This window comes from Streptomyces sp. CNZ287 (assembly GCF_007827615.1).
Window position 1 is genome coordinate 22,355 of sequence record NZ_VISV01000007.1, and the last position, 15,724, is coordinate 38,078.

Sequence of the window (15,724 nt, forward strand, 5' to 3'; positions counted from 1 at the left end):
GTCACTCCTTCCGGGTCTCCGGCCGCAGTGCGGCCAGTTGCTGCTCGAACGGGACCACCTGCTCGGGACCGCCGGCCGCCGGGCGCGGCTGCCGGCCGTGCATCAGCTCGGCCAGCTCGCCCGCGGCGCGGGCGATCCGGGTGGGCAGGGTGTCGGTCAGCGGGTCGCCGCTGCCGCCCCAGTCGTCGGCCGCCGCGTACACCGCGGTGGGGATGACGACGGACCGCAGGTAGGCGAAGAGCGGCCGCATCGCGTGCTCCAGCACCAGCGAGTGCCGCGCCGTCCCGCCGGTCGCCGCGACCAGCACCGGCTTCCCGGCCAGCGCACCGTCGTCCGCCGCCCCGATCACGTCGAAGAACGACTTGAACAGTCCGCTGTACGAGCCGGAGAAGACCGGCGTCACGGCGATCAGGCCGTCGGCGCCCGTCACCGCGTCGATCGCCTTGGCGAGGGCCGCGGACGGGAAGCCGGTGACGGTGTTGTGGGCGATGTCGGCGGCCAGGTCGCGCAGCTCGACCACCTGCACCTCGACCTGCCGGCCGTCGTCGGCCGGCTGCCGCCGTACCGCCTCCGCCAGCCGGTCGGCGAGCAGCCGGGTGGACGAGGGCACGCTCAGCCCGGCCGACACCACGGTCAGCTTCAGCGCGGTCACTACGCCACCTCCTCCTCGTCGCCCTGCCCGGCGGCGGCCGCCGCCACGCGGGCGGCGTGGGTCGGCGCCTCCGGCACGGACGCCGGACGGTTCTTCGCGAACTCCGCGCGCAGCACCGGCACGACCTCCTCGCCGAGCAGGTCCAACTGCTCCAGCACGGTCTTCAGCGGCAGGCCCGCGTGGTCGAGGAGGAAGAGCTGCCGCTGGTAGTCCCCGAAGGACTCGCGGAACGTCAGCGTCTTGTCGATGACCTCCTGCGGGCTGCCCACGGTCAGCGGCGTCTGCTCGGTGAACTCCTCCAGCGAGGGCCCGTGCCCGTACACCGGCGCGTTGTCGAAGAAGGGCCGGAACTCCCGTACCGCGTCCTGCGAGTTCCTCCGCATGAACACCTGCCCGCCGAGGCCGACGATCGCCTGCTCCGGCGTGCCGTGCCCGTAGTGGGCGTAGCGCGTGCGGTACAGCTCGATCAGCCGCTGGAAGTGCTCCTTCGGCCAGAAGATGTTGTTGGCGAAGAAGCCGTCGCCGTAGTACGCGGCCTGCTCGGCGATCTCCGGCGAGCGGATGGAGCCGTGCCAGACGAACGGCGGCACGCCGTCCAGGGGACGCGGGGTGGAGGTGAAGCCCTGCAGCGGGGTGCGGAAGCGGCCCTCCCAGTCGACGACGTCCTCGCGCCACAGGCGGTGCAGCAGCGCGTAGTTCTCCACGGCGAGCGGGATGCCCTGCCGGATGTCCTGGCCGAACCAGGGGTAGACGGGCCCGGTGTTGCCCCGGCCCATCATCACGTCCACCCGGCCGTCCGCCAGGTGCTGGAGCATCGCGAAGTCCTCGGCGATCTTCACCGGGTCGTTCGTGGTGATCAGCGTGGTGGAGGTGGACAGGATCAGCCGCTCCGTGCGCGCCGCGATCCAGCCCAGCATGGTGGTGGGGGACGAGGGGACGAACGGCGGGTTGTGGTGTTCGCCGGTGGCGAAGACGTCGAGACCGACCTCCTCGGCCTTGAGCGCGACGGCGGTCATGGCCTTGATCCGCTCGTGCTCACTCGGCACCCGACCCGTGGTGGGGTCCTGGGTGACGTCGCCGACACTGAAGATCCCGAACTGCACCGGATCTCACCCTCTCCGTGGTTGAAAGCTCAATCACACCGGAGAACGTGTGTCTGCGCAACCCTATTCCCCGCCATGTCCCGGCAGGTCGGAGCCCTGCCGGGAGCCCGCGCCGGGGCCGCCGCCCGGGGCGGCCGGGCGCGGCGCGGGACGGCGGCACCACGCGGCGAAGCCGGCCGGCCACCCCGCGTGGCGGGGCGCCGGCCGGCCCGCCGCGTCAGGCGGACGGGAACAGCTCGGCGTACACCGCGAAGGCGATCGCCAGCCCCGCCTGCGCCCAGAAGCGGTGGTACGTGAACTCCGGCGCCGGCCCGCCGTCCAGATGGGCCTGCACCTTCGGCCACTCCGGGTCGTCGCGGTACCACGAGCGCAGCTCGATGAACGTGACGCCCGGCTCGACGACGTCGCCGTTCGGCATCGTCCCCGACCAGCCGGACGGGACGTACACCTCGTCGGTGAAGCGCCGGTAGTCGGCCCGCGTCTCGGGTACCGCGATGCCCAGGTCGTCGGCGTTCGCGGCCAGCGCGTCCAGCAGCCGCTTGGCGACGTCGGCCGTGGCGGCGTCGCCGGCCTTGGCCGCGTAGTACGTCAGCGTCTTGGCCAGCGCCGACGCGACGCCCACGTCCGTGCCGTACTCCGCGACCGAGACGTGCAGCCCGGCGTTCGCGCCGGGGCTCGCCGGGTTCCAGGTGTCCGGGGCGCCGTCCCAGGACAGCGTCGCCGGGATGCGGAACGTGCCGTCCGCCTCCGCGGTGATCTCCGGCGTGACCCAGGCCACCCACTTCTCCAGGAGCGCCTGCGCCGTCGCGTTGCCCGAGGCGTAGTACAGCTCCGCGACCCGTTCCATGCCCCAGCACTGCATGCCGAACCAGTTGTTGCTGGGCGGGTCGTGGTAGACGGGCTGCCAGTCGTAGGCCATGCCGTAGAAGGTCGGCGTGCCCGCGGGCGGGCTGCCGTACTGGCCCTCCCAGCTGTTGGTGCAGCCGCCGGCGATCCCGCCCTCCGCGGACTGCAGCCAGCGCAGGAACTCCAACTGCCGGGTCAGGCTCGTCGACCAGTCGCTCTTCGCGGTGGGGGACTTGGGGGTCAGCTCGGGCACGGTGGAGAGCGCCCAGGCGGCGAAGGGGTTCTGGTAGCCCTGGTGGGAGGCGCCGTCGCCGATGCGCCAGGCCCAGCCGCCGCTGCCCGCGGCGCCGCCCCAGGCGTAGTACCAGGACAGCAGGTAGTGCTGGGAGCTGCGTCCTGAGCCCGCCGGGCACCCGGTGGGGCTGGTGCAGTCGCCGATCCGCTTGAAGTACTTGTCGAACATCGAGTACCGCAGGTAGTCGCCCATCTTCGCGGCCCGCGCCACCGAGGCGGAGATCTGCCCGGCGTTGCCCTGCGCTTCGGCCCAGGTCAGCGCCCAGTACGCGGCCTGCACGGCGCGGGCGTCGGCGTCCGGGGCGTTGGTGTACTTCCACTGCTGCGCGTAGGAGGCGTCCCCGACGAAGAGGTCGAGGTAGCCGTTGGGGCCGCCGTACTCGAAGAGGTCGGTCGTCGGCTGCGGGATGGTCTCCCAGACCGACTCCTCCGAGCCGCGCTGGTAGCTGTTGATGTACGAGGGACCGGGCCCCGGGCCGTTCTGGCCGCCGGTGCCGGGGGTGTTGCCGTAGCCGTAGGTGTTGTCGACGTCGAGCAGCCAGTGCATGCCGTAGATGTCCATCGTCCCGTACGCGGACGCCAGTTCGGCCGCCAGCGGGTCCTGGCCGACGGACACGGACGGGTCGAGCTGCGCCGGGTACTGGGAGACGTCCGAGTACTCGGGCGCGTAGGTGGCGGGCGCGCCCGGGTTGTACGAGCCGTTGGCGGGCTGGTCGGCGCGGGTCGGGATGATGTACTGCTCTGCCGCCTCCCATGCGGCGTTGAACGGACCCCAGTCGCCGGTGACCCTGCCGTACGCGGCCTCCAGCCACATCCAGTAGCTGAACGCCTCGGACGTCGTCTCGTGCCCGTGGTCGGGCGCCTCGACGATCAGGGTCTCCACGCTGTGGTAGGGGATGCCGTCCGGGCTGAAGTACCCGTTGGCGGGGTCCTTGATCTTCTCGTACTGGGCGAGGAAGAGGTCGTCGTACGGACCCTGCGGGGCCGCCGTCGTCGTCTCCTCGGGGGCCGTGCCGGCCCGGGCGGCGGTGGGTGCTGCGACGGCCGTAGCTAAGGCGGCGCCGCCGGCCGCGGCGGTGAACCGCCGGCGGGACAGTGACTTGGACATGGGGGGTCTCCTCGGGGAGCCCGCGGGCGCGCGGCCCTGCGGGAGGGGTGGGAGGTGGTGATGCGGGGCCGTGGGCAGGGGCCAGGCCGATCCCGGGAGCCGGGCGGACCGCGCGGGGTCCGGCGGGGCGCCCTCGCTGCCCGGTGAGGGGGGTGGACGCCTGGCTCCTTCTGCCCGTGAGGCGCCGTGGGTGCCCGGTGGCGGCCGTCCCGGGGGCCGCCACCGGGCCGCTCCGCCGCCGGGATCCGGCGGCCGGCGGCGGAGGGCGCGGGGAACTCGCGTGCGCTAGTTCACCGGCGGGTTCGCGTTGGCGATCAGTTCTTCGAACTGCGCCTGGAACCAGTGACCGGAGGTCGGCGCGTCGGGAAGGGCGCCCGACATGTTGAACTGGTTGCGCGCGTTGCCCTCGTACGTCGGGTCGCACATCCGGTCGAAGCCCTTGTCGTCGTCCGGGATCTCTTCGCTGGCGCCGTCCGACTCACCCGGGGGCTTGATCCACGCGTAGGCGTGGATGTTGGCCGCGGGCGAGACCGTCGGCCGCTCGCCGAGGCCGGCTCCGGACTGGTTGCACCAGTTGCCGAGGTGGATCCGGCGGTCGGTGCGGCTGTCGTTGACGTACTCCTCACCGGGCCCGGAGATGTCCCCGGGACCGGTCGGCCGGTCGGCGCCACCCCAGCCGTTGCGCGAGGTGTCGATGATCGCGCCCATGCCGGACGGGAACCCGGCGGCCGGAGCTGCCTTCGTGACGAACGCCTGGGCGAAGGACTGCTCGTCCACGTAGCGGTTCCAGTCCACCCAGGAGCTGTGCCCCTCCCGGATGGGCCCGTCGCCGGCCACGTCGTCGATCGAGAAGTACGGCTCCTCGGTGGCGCCGTAGTTCGCGGTGTTGGCGGCGAAACCGGTGACGTCCTCGGGCGTGGCGCCCTCGGCGTTGGCGGCCTGGTAGAGCAGGTCGGCGGTCGGCTGGAAGTTGTCGTCCCAGCCGATCCAGCCGTGGTGGCCGATGTCGATGTAGTTGTAGACGTTGCCGTTGTCGCCGAGCGTGGCGAGGTTGTAGCCCACGCCCTTGACGTAGTTGCCGTTGGCCTTCATCACGTCGCACTCGGGCGTGCCCGTGGGCCGGCCGCTGACGTTGGTGACGAGGTTGGGCAGCGAGTCGATCTCGACGACGTTGATGATCTTGAGGCTCTCGTACGCCGGGTCGTCGAGGATCTCGTCGATCGGATCGATGAACTCGTTCTTGTACCGGTCGATCTCGGTCGGGCCCAGCTCGCCCCGGGAGGCGAGCGCGGCGCAGTCGCGGCCGGGCAGGTTGTACGTGACGATCTGGATGGCGTCGGCGCCCTGCGCCAGCGCCTCGTCCATGTGCTCGCGAAGACCCATGGTGTTGGAGCCGTCGGAGCCGCTCGTAATGGCCGCGATGCTGTCGAGCCATACGGCGGTGGGGGTGTCGGCGATGGCGGCGCCGCCGCCCTGGGTGGCCGCGGCGGACCAGTCGGGGTTCACGTACAACTGGCTGCCCGCGTACGGGTTGTCGCCGGGCGCCGCGGTCTCGGCCGCCGCGGGCGGCGCGGACAGCGAGTACGTCAGCAGGGTCCCGGTGGCCGCCAGCGCCGCCGCGCTGACGCCGGTGACACGGAGGCGTGACTTTCTCATGCGGCTCTCCTTCCACGCCCGTGGCGGGCGTTGGAGGTGGGGGGTTGCGGGGGGTGTGCGTGGGGGGCCGTTCAGGAGCGCGGCATTACTGACGAGTACATGTCAATTCTTGACCTTCCCGCCGCGCGTCCCGAGCGGTGGTGTGTGAAGGGTGGGAGCGCTCCCATATCGCGTTGCGAGGCTAACAGCTCAAAGAAGTGTTGTGAAGGGTCCGCCCACGAGGACGGGCGTCTTCACTGGTCGTAGGAGCGAACCGGGCAGGTGGCGAACAGGCGGGCGGGGCACGGCAGTTGGATGCCGCGCCCCGCCGCGTGCCAGTTGTCCCGGACGCCCGCCCGCCCGGTCGGCCGCCGCGGTCGCCGCGGTCGCCGCGGCCCTCGGGGCGTTACGCGCCCGCCCGTGCCCCGATCTCCGCGACCAGCCGCTCCGCCACCGGCACCGCGATCCCGTGCGCCCCCGCGGCGCGCAGCAGCGCGCCGCCGATGGGGTCGAGTTCGAGGGGGCGGCCCGCCTCCGCGTCGCGGAGCATCGAGGACTTCGTACGGGCCGGGAAGGTGTCGTACATCGACGCGACCGCGTCCGCGTCCACCCGGGCCCCGGACGCGCTCGCGACCGCGGCGGTCTCCGCCAGCAGCGCCAGCATCTCGTCCCGGTGCTCGGTCCGTACGCCGCCGACGGGCAGGCCGTGGCGGGTGGTGAGCAGGGCCATCGGCGCGAGGAAGGCCATCTTCGTCCACAGGACGCTCGCCTCGTCGTCCCGGACCTGCACCTCGGCGCCGGCGTCGGTCAGCACCCGCGCGACCGCCTCCAGCCGCGCGCGCGGCGCCGTGGCGGAGGCGAGCGAGACCTTGGTGAACGGGCTGCCGTGCTCGATGAGTCCGGGCGCGATCCGGGTGGACTCCACGGTGATCGTGCCGGCGGCGACCTGCTCGGGGCGGTAGCGCTCGCGCAGCGCGGCCATGTGGTCGACGCCGTTGAGCAGCGGCACCACGAGTCCGTCGCCGAGCGCCGCGGGGGGCACCCGTTCCAGGGCGGCGTCGAAGGCCGTGGCCTTCACGGCGACGACGCACAGGTCGACGGGTTCGCGCAGTTCGGTGTCGCCGGCCACGTGGGTGGCGAAGTCGCCGAACTGCTTGCTGTTGACGGTGATTCCGTCGGCCTGGAGGGCGCCGGCGGTCGCGTCGCCGGCCAGACAGGTCACCCGGTGCCCGGCCCGGGCGAGCAGCCCGGCGAGCAGCCCGCCGACCCCGCCGGGACCGAGCACGGCAGCGTTCATCGGATCCATGCGGAGCAGTAAAGGCCAGTTCACCGAGGACGTCCACACCGCCCGCGGTCACCTCCGCGGCGCCGCCGCGACGAGCTGGGCGAGGTGGCCGGCGGCGTCGCGCAGCGGGGTGTCGTCCGCGGTCACGCGGGTCAGCAGCTCGGCGCCCTCCAGGACGCTGATGACCGTGCCGGCCAGCGAGCGGGCCGCCGCGGGCTCGATGCCGCTCCTGGTGAGCTTGACCATGATCATGTCGCGCCAGTCCGTAAGCGCCCGGGTGGCCGCCTCCTGGAGTCCGGGGACGCGGCCGATGGTCTCCAGCGCGGTCACCGCGACCGGGCAGCCGTCCGTCCACTCCGACCGCCTGAGGTCCTCGGCGAGCAGCAGCGCGCACGCGGCCGTGGCCTCGGCCGGGTCGGCGGCGGAGGCGAGCCCGCGCGCCAGCAGCTCGCCGAACTCGCGGGCGCCGTGGCGCATCGCCTCGACGGCCATCGTTCCGCGAGCTGCTGGGGGACGGCGCCCTCGACGGCGCGGGCGGCGCCCACCTGCTGCCGAAGCCGGTGTCCGGCGGCGTGCCGCTGCTGGTCACCGGGTCCTCGCAGCAGTCCCGCGACTGGATCGCCGAGTACGCGGACGGGTGGCTGGTGTACCCGTCGGCCACCGCCGACCCCGCGGGCCCGCAGCGACTGGGGCAGAAGCTCGCCGACTGGCGGGCGCTGGTCCCCGGCGGCGAGTTCCGCCCGGTCGCCACCAACGAGTGGATCGACCTCGTCGAGGACCCCCGGCCACCCGCCCACCCCGCTGCGCGGCGGCTTCGTCCTGCGTACCGGCGCGCGCGGACTCGTCGAACTCCTCGGCCGCTGGCGGGACGTCGGCGTCAACCACGCTGCCCTCGGTGTCCAGCACGGCCGCCGCCCCGCGGCGGAGGCGGTGGCCCAACTCGCCGAGGAGGTCGTCCCGCACTTCCCCGCCCTGGCGGCCCCGGCGCCGCTCGACCCCGCGTGGTGACCCCGCTCCGCCCTCCCGGCTCCGACCAGGCGGACCCGGGCGCGTACCGCGAGGCGATGCGGCACTTTGGGACGGGCATCGCGGTGGTCACGACGTGCGGGCGGTGGGGCACGCAGGGGGCGGGCGGGCAGCAGGGTGGTTGCGGCCCGGGTGGTGTGTGCGGTCCGGAGGGTGCTTGCGGCCCGGGTGGTGCGTGCGGCCAGGAGGGTGCTTGCAGTGCGTGCGATGCCTGCGGGGGCGCTGCTGGCCCCCGCGGTGCCTGCGCCCCGCACGGCATGACCGCCAACTCGCTGCTGTCGATCTCCCTGCGCCCGCCGACCCTGCTGATCTCCCCCCAGCGGGGCAGCCGCACGCAGGCCCTCATCCGGGAGACGGGTGCCTTCACCGTGAACATCCTGGCCGCCGACCAACACGCCCTGGCCGACCACTTCACCCGCCGCGACGCCTTCGGCGCCGACGAGTTCGCGGGCATCGACCACCGTCCCTCGCGGTACGGCGGCGGGCCGGAACTGGCGGGGAGCGCGGCGGTCCTGTCGTGCCGTACGACGCGACACGTCGAGGTCGCCGACCATACGCTGATCATCGCGGAGGTGACGGCGGTCGGCTGCGGAGGGCCGGGGGAGCCGCTGCTCTATCCGGCCCGGAGCTACCGGAGGCTGGGCGAGGGGGCAGGGGGTGGCACCGCCTCACCCGACGCCGACGGGAGGCAGCTCGACCAGGTCCCGAATGGCTGCCGGCGGGAAGTCCGGCCATGAGTCGGGGGCTTCCCGATCGAGAACGCGCAGGTGTTTGTCGATGAAGCGCTGGGCGTTGCGCAGAACTCCGGCGGCGGTGAGGGCTTCGATACTGCCGTCCCGCAGCGCGTCGGCGAGTTCGTCGAGGTCGAGGACTTCGTAGCGCCGGCCGCGCGGGGGCACGACGATATCGACGTAGAGGTCGTGGACCACCAGTTGCTTCGGGGCGGTTTCCGCCACTTCGACCAGGTCGACGTACCATCCGCCTTCGAGCGTGCCGAGCCGTGGGCGGTTCGGTTTGTGACGCAATGGGTGCATTTCCGAGTTCGCTTGATGAGCTTCTGGCGCCCGGATTAGCTTCACGTTCGCGTCGAGTCCAGGAGGAGCCTTGAGTTCGCAGGACGCGAAGGTGTGCATCGGAGCTACGCCGTGAAGCTTGGAACCCGGCTTCGGGTGAGCAGCGCAACCTGGGCCGTCCCCGTCTGCCTCGGGTTGATATATCTCTACTTCTTCAAGAGCTTCAAGGAAGACTTCAAGCCACCCACGGGGCAGCCTGAATATGCGCCGTACGTTGTTTCGTCCGTACTCTTGTCGTTCTACGCGGTGTCATATGCTGTCGCCTCGGGGCTTTCCGCATGGGAAGCGGGTCGCCTCAAGCGGGACCAGGTGTGGAAGCTATCCCCCGTGCGCTTTCGCTACAGGATTGCATTAGAGTCACTTCTGCCTGTCGTCGCTGTCGCATGGATTCTGATTCTTGTCCCTGTGTGCATGGCTCTGGTGCAAGAAGGAACGGCACCTGACGCAGGATCATTGGTCCTTGTGCTGATGGCGCTGGTGATTTCACTCGCGCACTGTGCGATCGGGTTCTGTGTCGGCACGGTCACCCCGCCGCGTCTTGCGCCGCCGATTCTTTCCGTCGCCGTCTTCTACGCGGTTTCTGCGGCATGGTCGTACGAGCCGTTCTGGTTGCGACACCTCTCGGGGCATTATGCGACGGATCTCTTGTTCGGCGAACTTTGAGGGCATTGACTATGAACTCAACCCTGGAGTGACCATTCTTCTCGGCCCCAACGGTGCGGGGAAGTCCACCCTCCTGCGCCTGGCGGCGGGTGTTGCGCAGCCAACGAAGGGCGCGATCGCCCTCGACGGCATACCGTCCGGGGACCGCTCATACCGGAGAACGGTTGCTTGGATGCCCCAGAACATCCCCGTCATGGCAGGACTTACGGCCAGAGAGCAGGTCGCCTACGTCGGCTGGTTGAAGGGGATGAGCAAGTCTTCGGCATGGGAGTCTGCTTCCGATGCGCTGGCGCAGGTGGAGCTTTCCGCGCAAGAGAATGTGAAGATGAATCGGCTGAGCGGCGGCCAGGTGCGGCGCATCGGCATCGCGTCAGCAATGGTCCACGGGGCAAAGGTCCTGCTCCTTGACGAGCCGACTGCCGGCCTGGACCCGACGCAGAGGCGTCAGTTCCGAACTCATCTGACTGATCTCCGGCCGGATGTCCGCGTGATGATGTCCACCCACGACGTGACGGACTTGGCGGAGGAGTCGGATCACGTTGCGGTTCTGAGCACCGGAAGGCTCGTGTTCGAGGGCCCGACCAATGCGTTCCTGGCGCACGCTCCGAGTGACGTGGCTCCGGGGCGCAGAGCGGAGGCCGCCTACTCGGCTCTCACGGGGTAGGTTTCCGCCATGAGCGAGCCAACGGCCGAGTACGCATGCCTCATGCCGTCAGCGGTTCCCGGCCGTCAGCCAGGTGGTGTCGGCGGAGGCGGGTGAAGGCGGTGGGCGTGGGGCGGTGCGGGAGGAACTCCTTGATCCGCTGCGCGCATTCCCGTGGGCTTGCCGCGCTGGTGTCGCACTCGAAGTCGTAGTCACCGTGGCTGTGGACCAGGTCGTACTGGTGCGCCGCGAGGCCCGGCGGGCGGTCGCCCCGGGCCCGCTCGCGGCGGGTCAGCTCGTCCAACGGGCAGTAGACACCGACGAACAGCACGTCCTCAGCCGGCAGCAGCGTCAGGCAGTCGAGCAGCCGCCACGGCTCGCTCAGCACATGGTCGACCACGATGTCGTTGCCCGCCTCCGCCATGGCCGCGATCGAGCGGTGGAAGCCCATCCTGGTCCGCCGCAGCGCGGCATCGAGTTCGTCCGCCCCGAGTTCCCGCTTGGTGCGCATCGCGTTGAAGCCGTGGACCGCCATGTGGAAGTAGACGCCGTCGTCCAGGATGCCCAGAAGCTCCTTGGCGATGCTCGACTTCCCCGAGCTGGAGGTGCCGTTGAGGAAGATGATCCGACCGGATGCCATGGCACCATGATCACACGTTGCGGTGGCCGCAGCTCACAGCGCATGCCTGCCCGCTCGACTGCGCTGATCCACCGGGCTGGCGCGTGATCTCGATCGTGAGGAGCGCCGAGGAGGCAGCCGGCAGCGTCGATCATCTGGACGAGACCGGCCACGCCGTCGCGGGCGTCCGGTCCTTCGACGCCTACCCGAGTCCACCGAGACGGAGGGCGTTCCTCAGCTCGCTGAGCTTCGCGGTCGTCGCCGGGGTCCACTCCTTGGCCTGCTCACCGAGACGGAGGGCGTTCTCCATCTCGCTGAGTTTCGCGGGGGACAGAACGCCCGCTCGCTCGATCAGGTCGTCCCGGGACACGGTGGTCAGCCACGTGCAAGGGGTAAAGCCCGGACGCGGCAACGCGAACCGCAGCACGCCTTCAAAGGGCAGTCCTTCCACGGCGCCTACTGCCACTTCGACGCCCAGACCGGTGATGTCGACACCCGCTGGAGCGACGACCTGCATCACCCGGATCCCGGACGCGTCGTCTCCCGACAGCAGCACGACCGGCCGCCGCTCGTCGAACTCCACCCACCAGACTTCGCCACGTTGCACATGTCCTCCTGCTCGCGCACGCCTTCCTCGCCGTCGTACGCGTGACGAGCACACCCGCCCCGCGCCCGATGCCCTCATTCCGCTCCCGTCGACAAGCCACTCAGGCATGAAGATCACGATCTACGGCTGGAGTGCTTGGGGGTGGGGAAGGTGCCGGTCTTCACGTCGGTGATGAACGCTGCCCAGGCGTCGGTCGTGAAGGTGAGGGCGGGTCCGTCCGGGTCCTTGGAGTCCCGGACGGGCACGATGCCCGTCGCAGCGAAGTCGGGTGCCCATTCCACGCAGTCCCCGCCGTTGCCGTTGCTGTAGCTGGACTTGACCCAGTTCGTGCCGGACAGGTCAGGGGTGATGCTCATCGGGAAGTTCCTCCATGACAGACCGAATGAACTCCGCGGTCTCGGCGGGCGATCGCGCGTACGCACGTAGTACATCGCACGCCTGGGCCCACCAGCGAATCTTCTCGGGATCCTCGATCAAGTGGCCCGTGGTGATGCTCTCTTCGTAGGCGACCGCGGTGCCGTTGTCCAGGGTCCACAGCGCCAACGTACCGCCCAACAGAGCGTGTGCCCCGTGCGAGTGCGGGAGAACCTGGACGAGACTCGACCGGCTCTCGACCCATGTGAGCAGTGACCGGGGCTGCTCGTGCATCACACCCGGCCCGCCGATGGTCCGAGTGATCGCCGACTCTTCGAGGATCAAGGAGAGCCGCGCGGGCTTCTCCCCCTTGAGGATGTCCCGCCGACTGAGACGGGCAGTCACCAGGTCGTCAATCGACCCGGCAGGTGCGGACGGGTTGCAGACCGTGAAGATCGCCCGGGCATAACGCTCGGTCTGGAGAAGGCCGGGGATCACGAACGGGGCGTAGTGCACGATGGCGACGGCCCGCGCTTCAAGCTCCATCCGGCGCCGGTACTGGTCGGGGTGGATCTCCCGCCTGGCGACGCCGTACAGGCGTCCGAAGTGGCCGTCCGTGCCGAAGCAGGCGTCCAGTTTCTCGCTCAGGTCCGGCGGCGGGATCGCCTCCGCCGTCTCGATACGCGACAGGTGAGCCCTGCTGTACATCACGACACCGGACAACGCCTCCAGCGACATCCCGGCGTTGTTCCGGTACCGGCGGACCTCCGATCCGTACAGGTCGCGGGCGGAACGGTCCGGGTGCAGCTCACGCGGCTTGGCAGACATCCGCAAACCCCCATGTCCTTCGTCTGGTGATCGACGTGCCCCCGAGCCTAGCGCCGCACGGTCACTTCACAGTTACAAGAAGTAACCCTCCTGGGGGCTTGCCGACCTGCCGTCGGATTCCTGCCAGACAGCGCCTGCCCCGCGCGGCAGTCTGGGCGCATGACGACCGCACAGACCTCAGACGCGGCGGCGGTGCTCCGCGGGATGTACGAAGCCGAAGCCGTGTACCTGGCAGCCGGCGGACCCGGTGTGGCCTCCTTCGACACGCTCGCGCCGTACTTCGCGCCGGACGTCGTTCTGCACCAGGCGGAGGCGTTGCCCTACGGGGGGACGTGGCGCGGGCACGACGGGATGACGGAGTTCTTTCTCGCGATGTCCGCGACCTGGGCGGAGTTCGAGATGCTGGAGCAGCGGTTCCTCGCCACCGGTGGGACATCGGTGGTGCTTACGCAGGTGCGGGCGCGGGCCCGGGCCACCGGGCGGGAGCTGACCTTTCCGATCCTGCAGACGATCAGGATCGAGAACGGCCGGATAGCCGAGGTGCGCCCCTTCTACTGGGACACGGCGGCCATCGCCGCCGCATGCGCGGAGCCGCCGGCGTAGGTGCCCAGGGCGCGCCCGTACGGCGTGAGGCGGAGGACCGCGGGGCTCGGCCGGACGTCCCGCGGTCTCACGGTGCTTCGCGGGCGTCCGGGAGGTTGAGCAGGCGAAGGAACGCGGTCGCCGCGGGGGTGCGGCTGTCGGAGGTCCAGACGACGTACTCGACGCGGGCCGGGGCGTCGGTGACCTGGATCGTGGTCACGCCGCTGAGTTGGGGCACGTACGCGGAGGGCAGCATCGCCACGCCGAGTCCCTGCCCGACCAGCCGGGCCAGGAAGTCCGCGTTGGTCACTTCGAACGTGACGTCACGGGTGAGGCCGGCGGCGGAGAAGGCCAGGTCGGACTGGGTGCGGCCGGCGGTCTTCGCCGGCAGGTCCACGAACTCCTCCGAGGAGAGCCGTCGCAGGTCGACCGACCCTGCACCGGCGAGGGGGTGGTCGGGGGAGACCACGGCGACGAGCCGGTCCCGCCCGATCTCGCGGGCCTCGACCCCCTTGGGCCGCGCGGTGGTCGGCAGCCCGAGGAAAGCGATCTCGATGTCCCCTTCCCTGACCTGTTCGACGAGTTCGTCGCTGGCACCCACGCGCAGGCTGATGCGCACCTTCGGATACTGCCGGCGGAAGTCGCGCAGGGTGCCCGGGATGTCGACGGCGGCCACGGACGGAATCACACCGACGGAGAGCTGCCCGCGTACTTCGCCGATGGCGGCGGCGACCTCGACGCTCGCGCGCTCGGCGGCGGCCAGGCACTGGCGGGCCGCCGGGAGGAACGCCTCGCCCGCGGGCGTCAGCCGCACCCGGCGGGTGGTGCGCTCGAACAGCCTGGTGCCCAACTCCTGTTCCAGGCGGGCGATCTGGTGGCTCAGGGCGGACTGGACGACGAGGCAGCGCTCGGCGGCACGGGTGAAGCTCTTCGTCTCGGCGACGGCGAGCACGTAACGCATCTGCTGGAGCTCCATGGGATTCATCTTGTCTCACGATAAATGAGATGACAAGCATGTATTGGACTCATGGATCGGGCTCGGTTCAGAATCGGAGCGTGCGTTGGCCGGGCTCGCGGAGCGCTTTTTGCGGCGGGCTTCTACGCGTCGTGAGAGCGGGCTTTTCCGGTTGCTGCGCCCCTCACCCTCACCCGTAAGAAACACCGCTGGAGAGATGTCATGCCTGTACAGGCGCAACAGAATTCACCCTCGTCCCTGAAAGGATGGCTGGGCGTCGCCGCCATCACGGCCAGCCTGTTCGTCTTCCTCACCACCGAGTTGATGCCCGTGGGCCTGCTCACTCCGCTGAGTGAGAGCCTCGGCATATCCGTCGGTGCGGCAGGTCTCATGGTCACCGCACAGGGTGTCGCGGCCGGCCTCGGCGTACCGTTCATCGTGGCCTGGACCAGGCGCGTCAACCGGCGCGTCCTGCTGACCACGCTCCTCGCCGTGCTGGCCCTGGGCAACCTCGTCACCGCCGTCTCGCCGAACTACCCACTGATTCTCGGCACGCGGCTGTGCATGGGCTTCGCCAGCGGCGTCTTCTGGGCCATCGGCGTGAGCATGGCCATGCGGATCGTGCCCGAACGGCACGCGAGCCGGGCCGCCGCGGTGGTGATGTCCGGCATCTCCATCGCCACGGTCGTGGGCATCCCCCTCGGTACGGTCATCGAGGCGCAGACGGACTGGCGGACCACCTTCGGTATCTGGGCCGGCCTCAGCGTGCTGGTCTTCGCCGCGGTCGCGGCCCTCGTCCCGTCCATGCCGGCGCAGAACGCCGTGTCCGTCCGCGAGGTCTTCAGCCTGCCGGTCGAGAACAGGCAACTGCGCACGGTGCTGTTCATCGTCGTCTTCTTCGTGCTCGGGCACTTCGGCGCCTACACGTTCGTACGCCCCTACCTGGAGGACACCGCGTCCGCGTCCGCCGCCTTCGTCACCACCGTCCTGATCGTCTTCGGCGTCGGCGGTGCGGTGGGGAACTTCGTCGCCGGCTACACGGTGAACAGGAACCTGCGGGGTACGTTCGTCATCGGCCTCGTGGGCCTCCTGGCGGCCCTTCTGCTGCTGCGCACCGTCGGAAACGGGGAACCGGGCGCCGCCGTCGCGCTGACCCTGTGGGGGCTCTCCTTCGGTGCCGTGCAGTTGTCCCAGGTCAACATGACGCTCGCCGCCGCACCCGAGACCTTCGAAGCCGCCATGTCGCTGAACACCATGGCGTACAACACCTGCATCGCGCTCGGAGCGCTGTTCGGCGGCTTGTTCGCCGACCACGTCGGCGTCACGAGCGTCATCTGGTTCGGTGTGGTCCTGGCGGCTGCCTCGCTGCTGCTGCGGCTCGGTACGGGCCGGGGAGGGAAGACCTCGGACGGCGCCTCCGAGGACGGCCTCGCCCGCACCGCCGGGTGAGG

17 protein-coding genes are annotated in these 15,724 nt (G+C 70.6%); 5 read left to right on the forward strand and 12 right to left on the reverse strand.

Annotated elements, in window-relative coordinates:
• Nucleotide 1 precedes the first annotated feature (1 nt).
• From FB457_RS14850 to FB457_RS35235, 6 genes are all read right to left on the reverse strand, one after another.
• Nucleotides 2–652, reverse strand: coding sequence for an FMN reductase (locus FB457_RS14850; RefSeq protein WP_047015238.1), 651 nt, complete (start codon nucleotides 650–652; stop codon nucleotides 2–4).
• The gene (locus FB457_RS14855; RefSeq protein WP_047015237.1) at nucleotides 652–1,755 is read right to left on the reverse strand and encodes an LLM class flavin-dependent oxidoreductase; all 1,104 of its coding nucleotides are present in this window, start codon (nucleotides 1,753–1,755) and stop codon (nucleotides 652–654) included. Before FB457_RS14855 ends, FB457_RS14850 begins: the two co-directional genes overlap by 1 nt.
• A 217-nt stretch (nucleotides 1,756–1,972) precedes the next feature.
• On the reverse strand, nucleotides 1,973–4,003 hold the full coding sequence (locus FB457_RS14860; protein WP_145782175.1) for a glycoside hydrolase family 48 protein: 2,031 nt from the start codon (nucleotides 4,001–4,003) through the stop codon (nucleotides 1,973–1,975).
• Nucleotides 4,004–4,288: 285 nt separating this feature from the next.
• Complete coding sequence (locus FB457_RS14865; protein WP_145782176.1) at nucleotides 4,289–5,659, reverse strand: glycoside hydrolase family 6 protein; 1,371 nt, start codon at nucleotides 5,657–5,659, stop codon at nucleotides 4,289–4,291.
• Between the two features lie 385 nt (nucleotides 5,660–6,044).
• Nucleotides 6,045–6,935 carry a 2-dehydropantoate 2-reductase gene (locus FB457_RS14870; protein WP_145782242.1) on the reverse strand — a complete coding sequence of 297 codons (891 nt, stop codon included), beginning with the start codon at nucleotides 6,933–6,935 and terminating at the stop codon, nucleotides 6,045–6,047.
• A 57-nt stretch (nucleotides 6,936–6,992) separates the two neighbouring features.
• On the reverse strand, nucleotides 6,993–7,415 hold the full coding sequence (locus FB457_RS35235) for an LmrA/YxaF family transcription factor (RefSeq protein WP_186461983.1): 423 nt from the start codon (nucleotides 7,413–7,415) through the stop codon (nucleotides 6,993–6,995).
• A 572-nt stretch (nucleotides 7,416–7,987) separates the two neighbouring features.
• Between FB457_RS35235 and FB457_RS36140 the strand changes: the two genes are divergently transcribed.
• Entirely contained in the window at nucleotides 7,988–8,686 is a 699-nt protein-coding gene (locus FB457_RS36140) for a flavin reductase family protein (protein ID WP_486589040.1), read from the forward strand.
• On the opposite strand, the gene FB457_RS14885 is transcribed toward FB457_RS36140, so the two are convergent.
• On the reverse strand, nucleotides 8,618–9,082 hold the full coding sequence (locus FB457_RS14885) for a ribonuclease FAU-1 family protein (protein ID WP_145782177.1): 465 nt from the start codon (nucleotides 9,080–9,082) through the stop codon (nucleotides 8,618–8,620). The genes FB457_RS36140 and FB457_RS14885 overlap by 69 nt on opposite strands.
• 12 nt (nucleotides 9,083–9,094) lie before the next feature.
• Between FB457_RS14885 and FB457_RS14890 the strand changes: the two genes are divergently transcribed.
• Both FB457_RS14890 and FB457_RS14895 read left to right on the forward strand, forming a co-directional pair.
• Nucleotides 9,095–9,685, forward strand: coding sequence for a hypothetical protein (locus tag FB457_RS14890; RefSeq protein WP_145782178.1), 591 nt, complete (start codon nucleotides 9,095–9,097; stop codon nucleotides 9,683–9,685).
• Complete coding sequence (locus tag FB457_RS14895) at nucleotides 9,654–10,349, forward strand: ATP-binding cassette domain-containing protein (RefSeq protein WP_047015233.1); 696 nt, start codon at nucleotides 9,654–9,656, stop codon at nucleotides 10,347–10,349. The genes FB457_RS14890 and FB457_RS14895 overlap by 32 nt, the downstream gene beginning before the upstream one ends.
• Before the next feature lie 40 nt (nucleotides 10,350–10,389).
• Here FB457_RS14895 and FB457_RS14900 read toward each other — a convergent pair whose 3' ends face one another.
• The 4 genes from FB457_RS14900 to FB457_RS14915 form a co-directional block, all read right to left on the reverse strand.
• On the reverse strand, nucleotides 10,390–10,968 hold the full coding sequence (locus FB457_RS14900) for a phosphotransferase-like protein (protein ID WP_145782180.1): 579 nt from the start codon (nucleotides 10,966–10,968) through the stop codon (nucleotides 10,390–10,392).
• Between the two features lie 181 nt (nucleotides 10,969–11,149).
• Entirely contained in the window at nucleotides 11,150–11,554 is a 405-nt protein-coding gene (locus tag FB457_RS14905; protein WP_047015231.1) for a type II toxin-antitoxin system PemK/MazF family toxin, read from the reverse strand.
• A 113-nt stretch (nucleotides 11,555–11,667) separates the two neighbouring features.
• Entirely contained in the window at nucleotides 11,668–11,910 is a 243-nt protein-coding gene (locus FB457_RS14910) for a DUF397 domain-containing protein (RefSeq protein WP_047015230.1), read from the reverse strand.
• Nucleotides 11,894–12,736 carry a Scr1 family TA system antitoxin-like transcriptional regulator gene (locus tag FB457_RS14915; protein ID WP_145782181.1) on the reverse strand — a complete coding sequence of 281 codons (843 nt, stop codon included), beginning with the start codon at nucleotides 12,734–12,736 and terminating at the stop codon, nucleotides 11,894–11,896. The genes FB457_RS14910 and FB457_RS14915 overlap by 17 nt, the downstream gene beginning before the upstream one ends.
• A 159-nt stretch (nucleotides 12,737–12,895) precedes the next feature.
• Here FB457_RS14915 and FB457_RS14920 point away from each other — a divergent pair, with 159 nt between their 5' ends.
• The gene (locus FB457_RS14920) at nucleotides 12,896–13,339 is read left to right on the forward strand and encodes a nuclear transport factor 2 family protein (RefSeq protein WP_047015228.1); all 444 of its coding nucleotides are present in this window, start codon (nucleotides 12,896–12,898) and stop codon (nucleotides 13,337–13,339) included.
• A 67-nt stretch (nucleotides 13,340–13,406) separates the two neighbouring features.
• Here the strand turns inward: FB457_RS14920 and FB457_RS14925 are convergent, their stop codons facing one another.
• Nucleotides 13,407–14,294 carry a LysR substrate-binding domain-containing protein gene (locus FB457_RS14925; RefSeq protein WP_145782243.1) on the reverse strand — a complete coding sequence of 296 codons (888 nt, stop codon included), beginning with the start codon at nucleotides 14,292–14,294 and terminating at the stop codon, nucleotides 13,407–13,409.
• A gap of 201 nt (nucleotides 14,295–14,495) precedes the next feature.
• Between FB457_RS14925 and FB457_RS14930 the strand changes: the two genes are divergently transcribed.
• Complete coding sequence (locus tag FB457_RS14930; protein ID WP_078898175.1) at nucleotides 14,496–15,722, forward strand: MFS transporter; 1,227 nt, start codon at nucleotides 14,496–14,498, stop codon at nucleotides 15,720–15,722.
• Nucleotides 15,723–15,724: the final 2 nt, after the last annotated feature.

Coding starts and splice junctions, on each gene's coding strand:
- FB457_RS14930 (WP_078898175.1), top strand. CDS start 14,496: ATGCCTGTACAGGCGCAACAGAATTCACCCTCGTCCCTGAAAGGATGG.
- FB457_RS14865 (WP_145782176.1), bottom strand. CDS start 5,659: ATGAGAAAGTCACGCCTCCGTGTCACCGGCGTCAGCGCGGCGGCGCTG.
- FB457_RS14920 (WP_047015228.1), top strand. CDS start 12,896: ATGACGACCGCACAGACCTCAGACGCGGCGGCGGTGCTCCGCGGGATG.
- FB457_RS14915 (WP_145782181.1), bottom strand. CDS start 12,736: ATGTCTGCCAAGCCGCGTGAGCTGCACCCGGACCGTTCCGCCCGCGAC.
- FB457_RS14895 (WP_047015233.1), top strand. CDS start 9,654: ATGCGACGGATCTCTTGTTCGGCGAACTTTGAGGGCATTGACTATGAA.
- FB457_RS14885 (WP_145782177.1), bottom strand. CDS start 9,082: ATGCACACCTTCGCGTCCTGCGAACTCAAGGCTCCTCCTGGACTCGAC.
- FB457_RS14925 (WP_145782243.1), bottom strand. CDS start 14,294: ATGGAGCTCCAGCAGATGCGTTACGTGCTCGCCGTCGCCGAGACGAAG.
- FB457_RS14910 (WP_047015230.1), bottom strand. CDS start 11,910: ATGAGCATCACCCCTGACCTGTCCGGCACGAACTGGGTCAAGTCCAGC.
- FB457_RS35235 (WP_186461983.1), bottom strand. CDS start 7,415: ATGGCCGTCGAGGCGATGCGCCACGGCGCCCGCGAGTTCGGCGAGCTG.
- FB457_RS14870 (WP_145782242.1), bottom strand. CDS start 6,935: ATGAACGCTGCCGTGCTCGGTCCCGGCGGGGTCGGCGGGCTGCTCGCC.
- FB457_RS14900 (WP_145782180.1), bottom strand. CDS start 10,968: ATGGCATCCGGTCGGATCATCTTCCTCAACGGCACCTCCAGCTCGGGG.
- FB457_RS14860 (WP_145782175.1), bottom strand. CDS start 4,003: ATGTCCAAGTCACTGTCCCGCCGGCGGTTCACCGCCGCGGCCGGCGGC.
- FB457_RS36140 (WP_486589040.1), top strand. CDS start 7,988: ATGCGGCACTTTGGGACGGGCATCGCGGTGGTCACGACGTGCGGGCGG.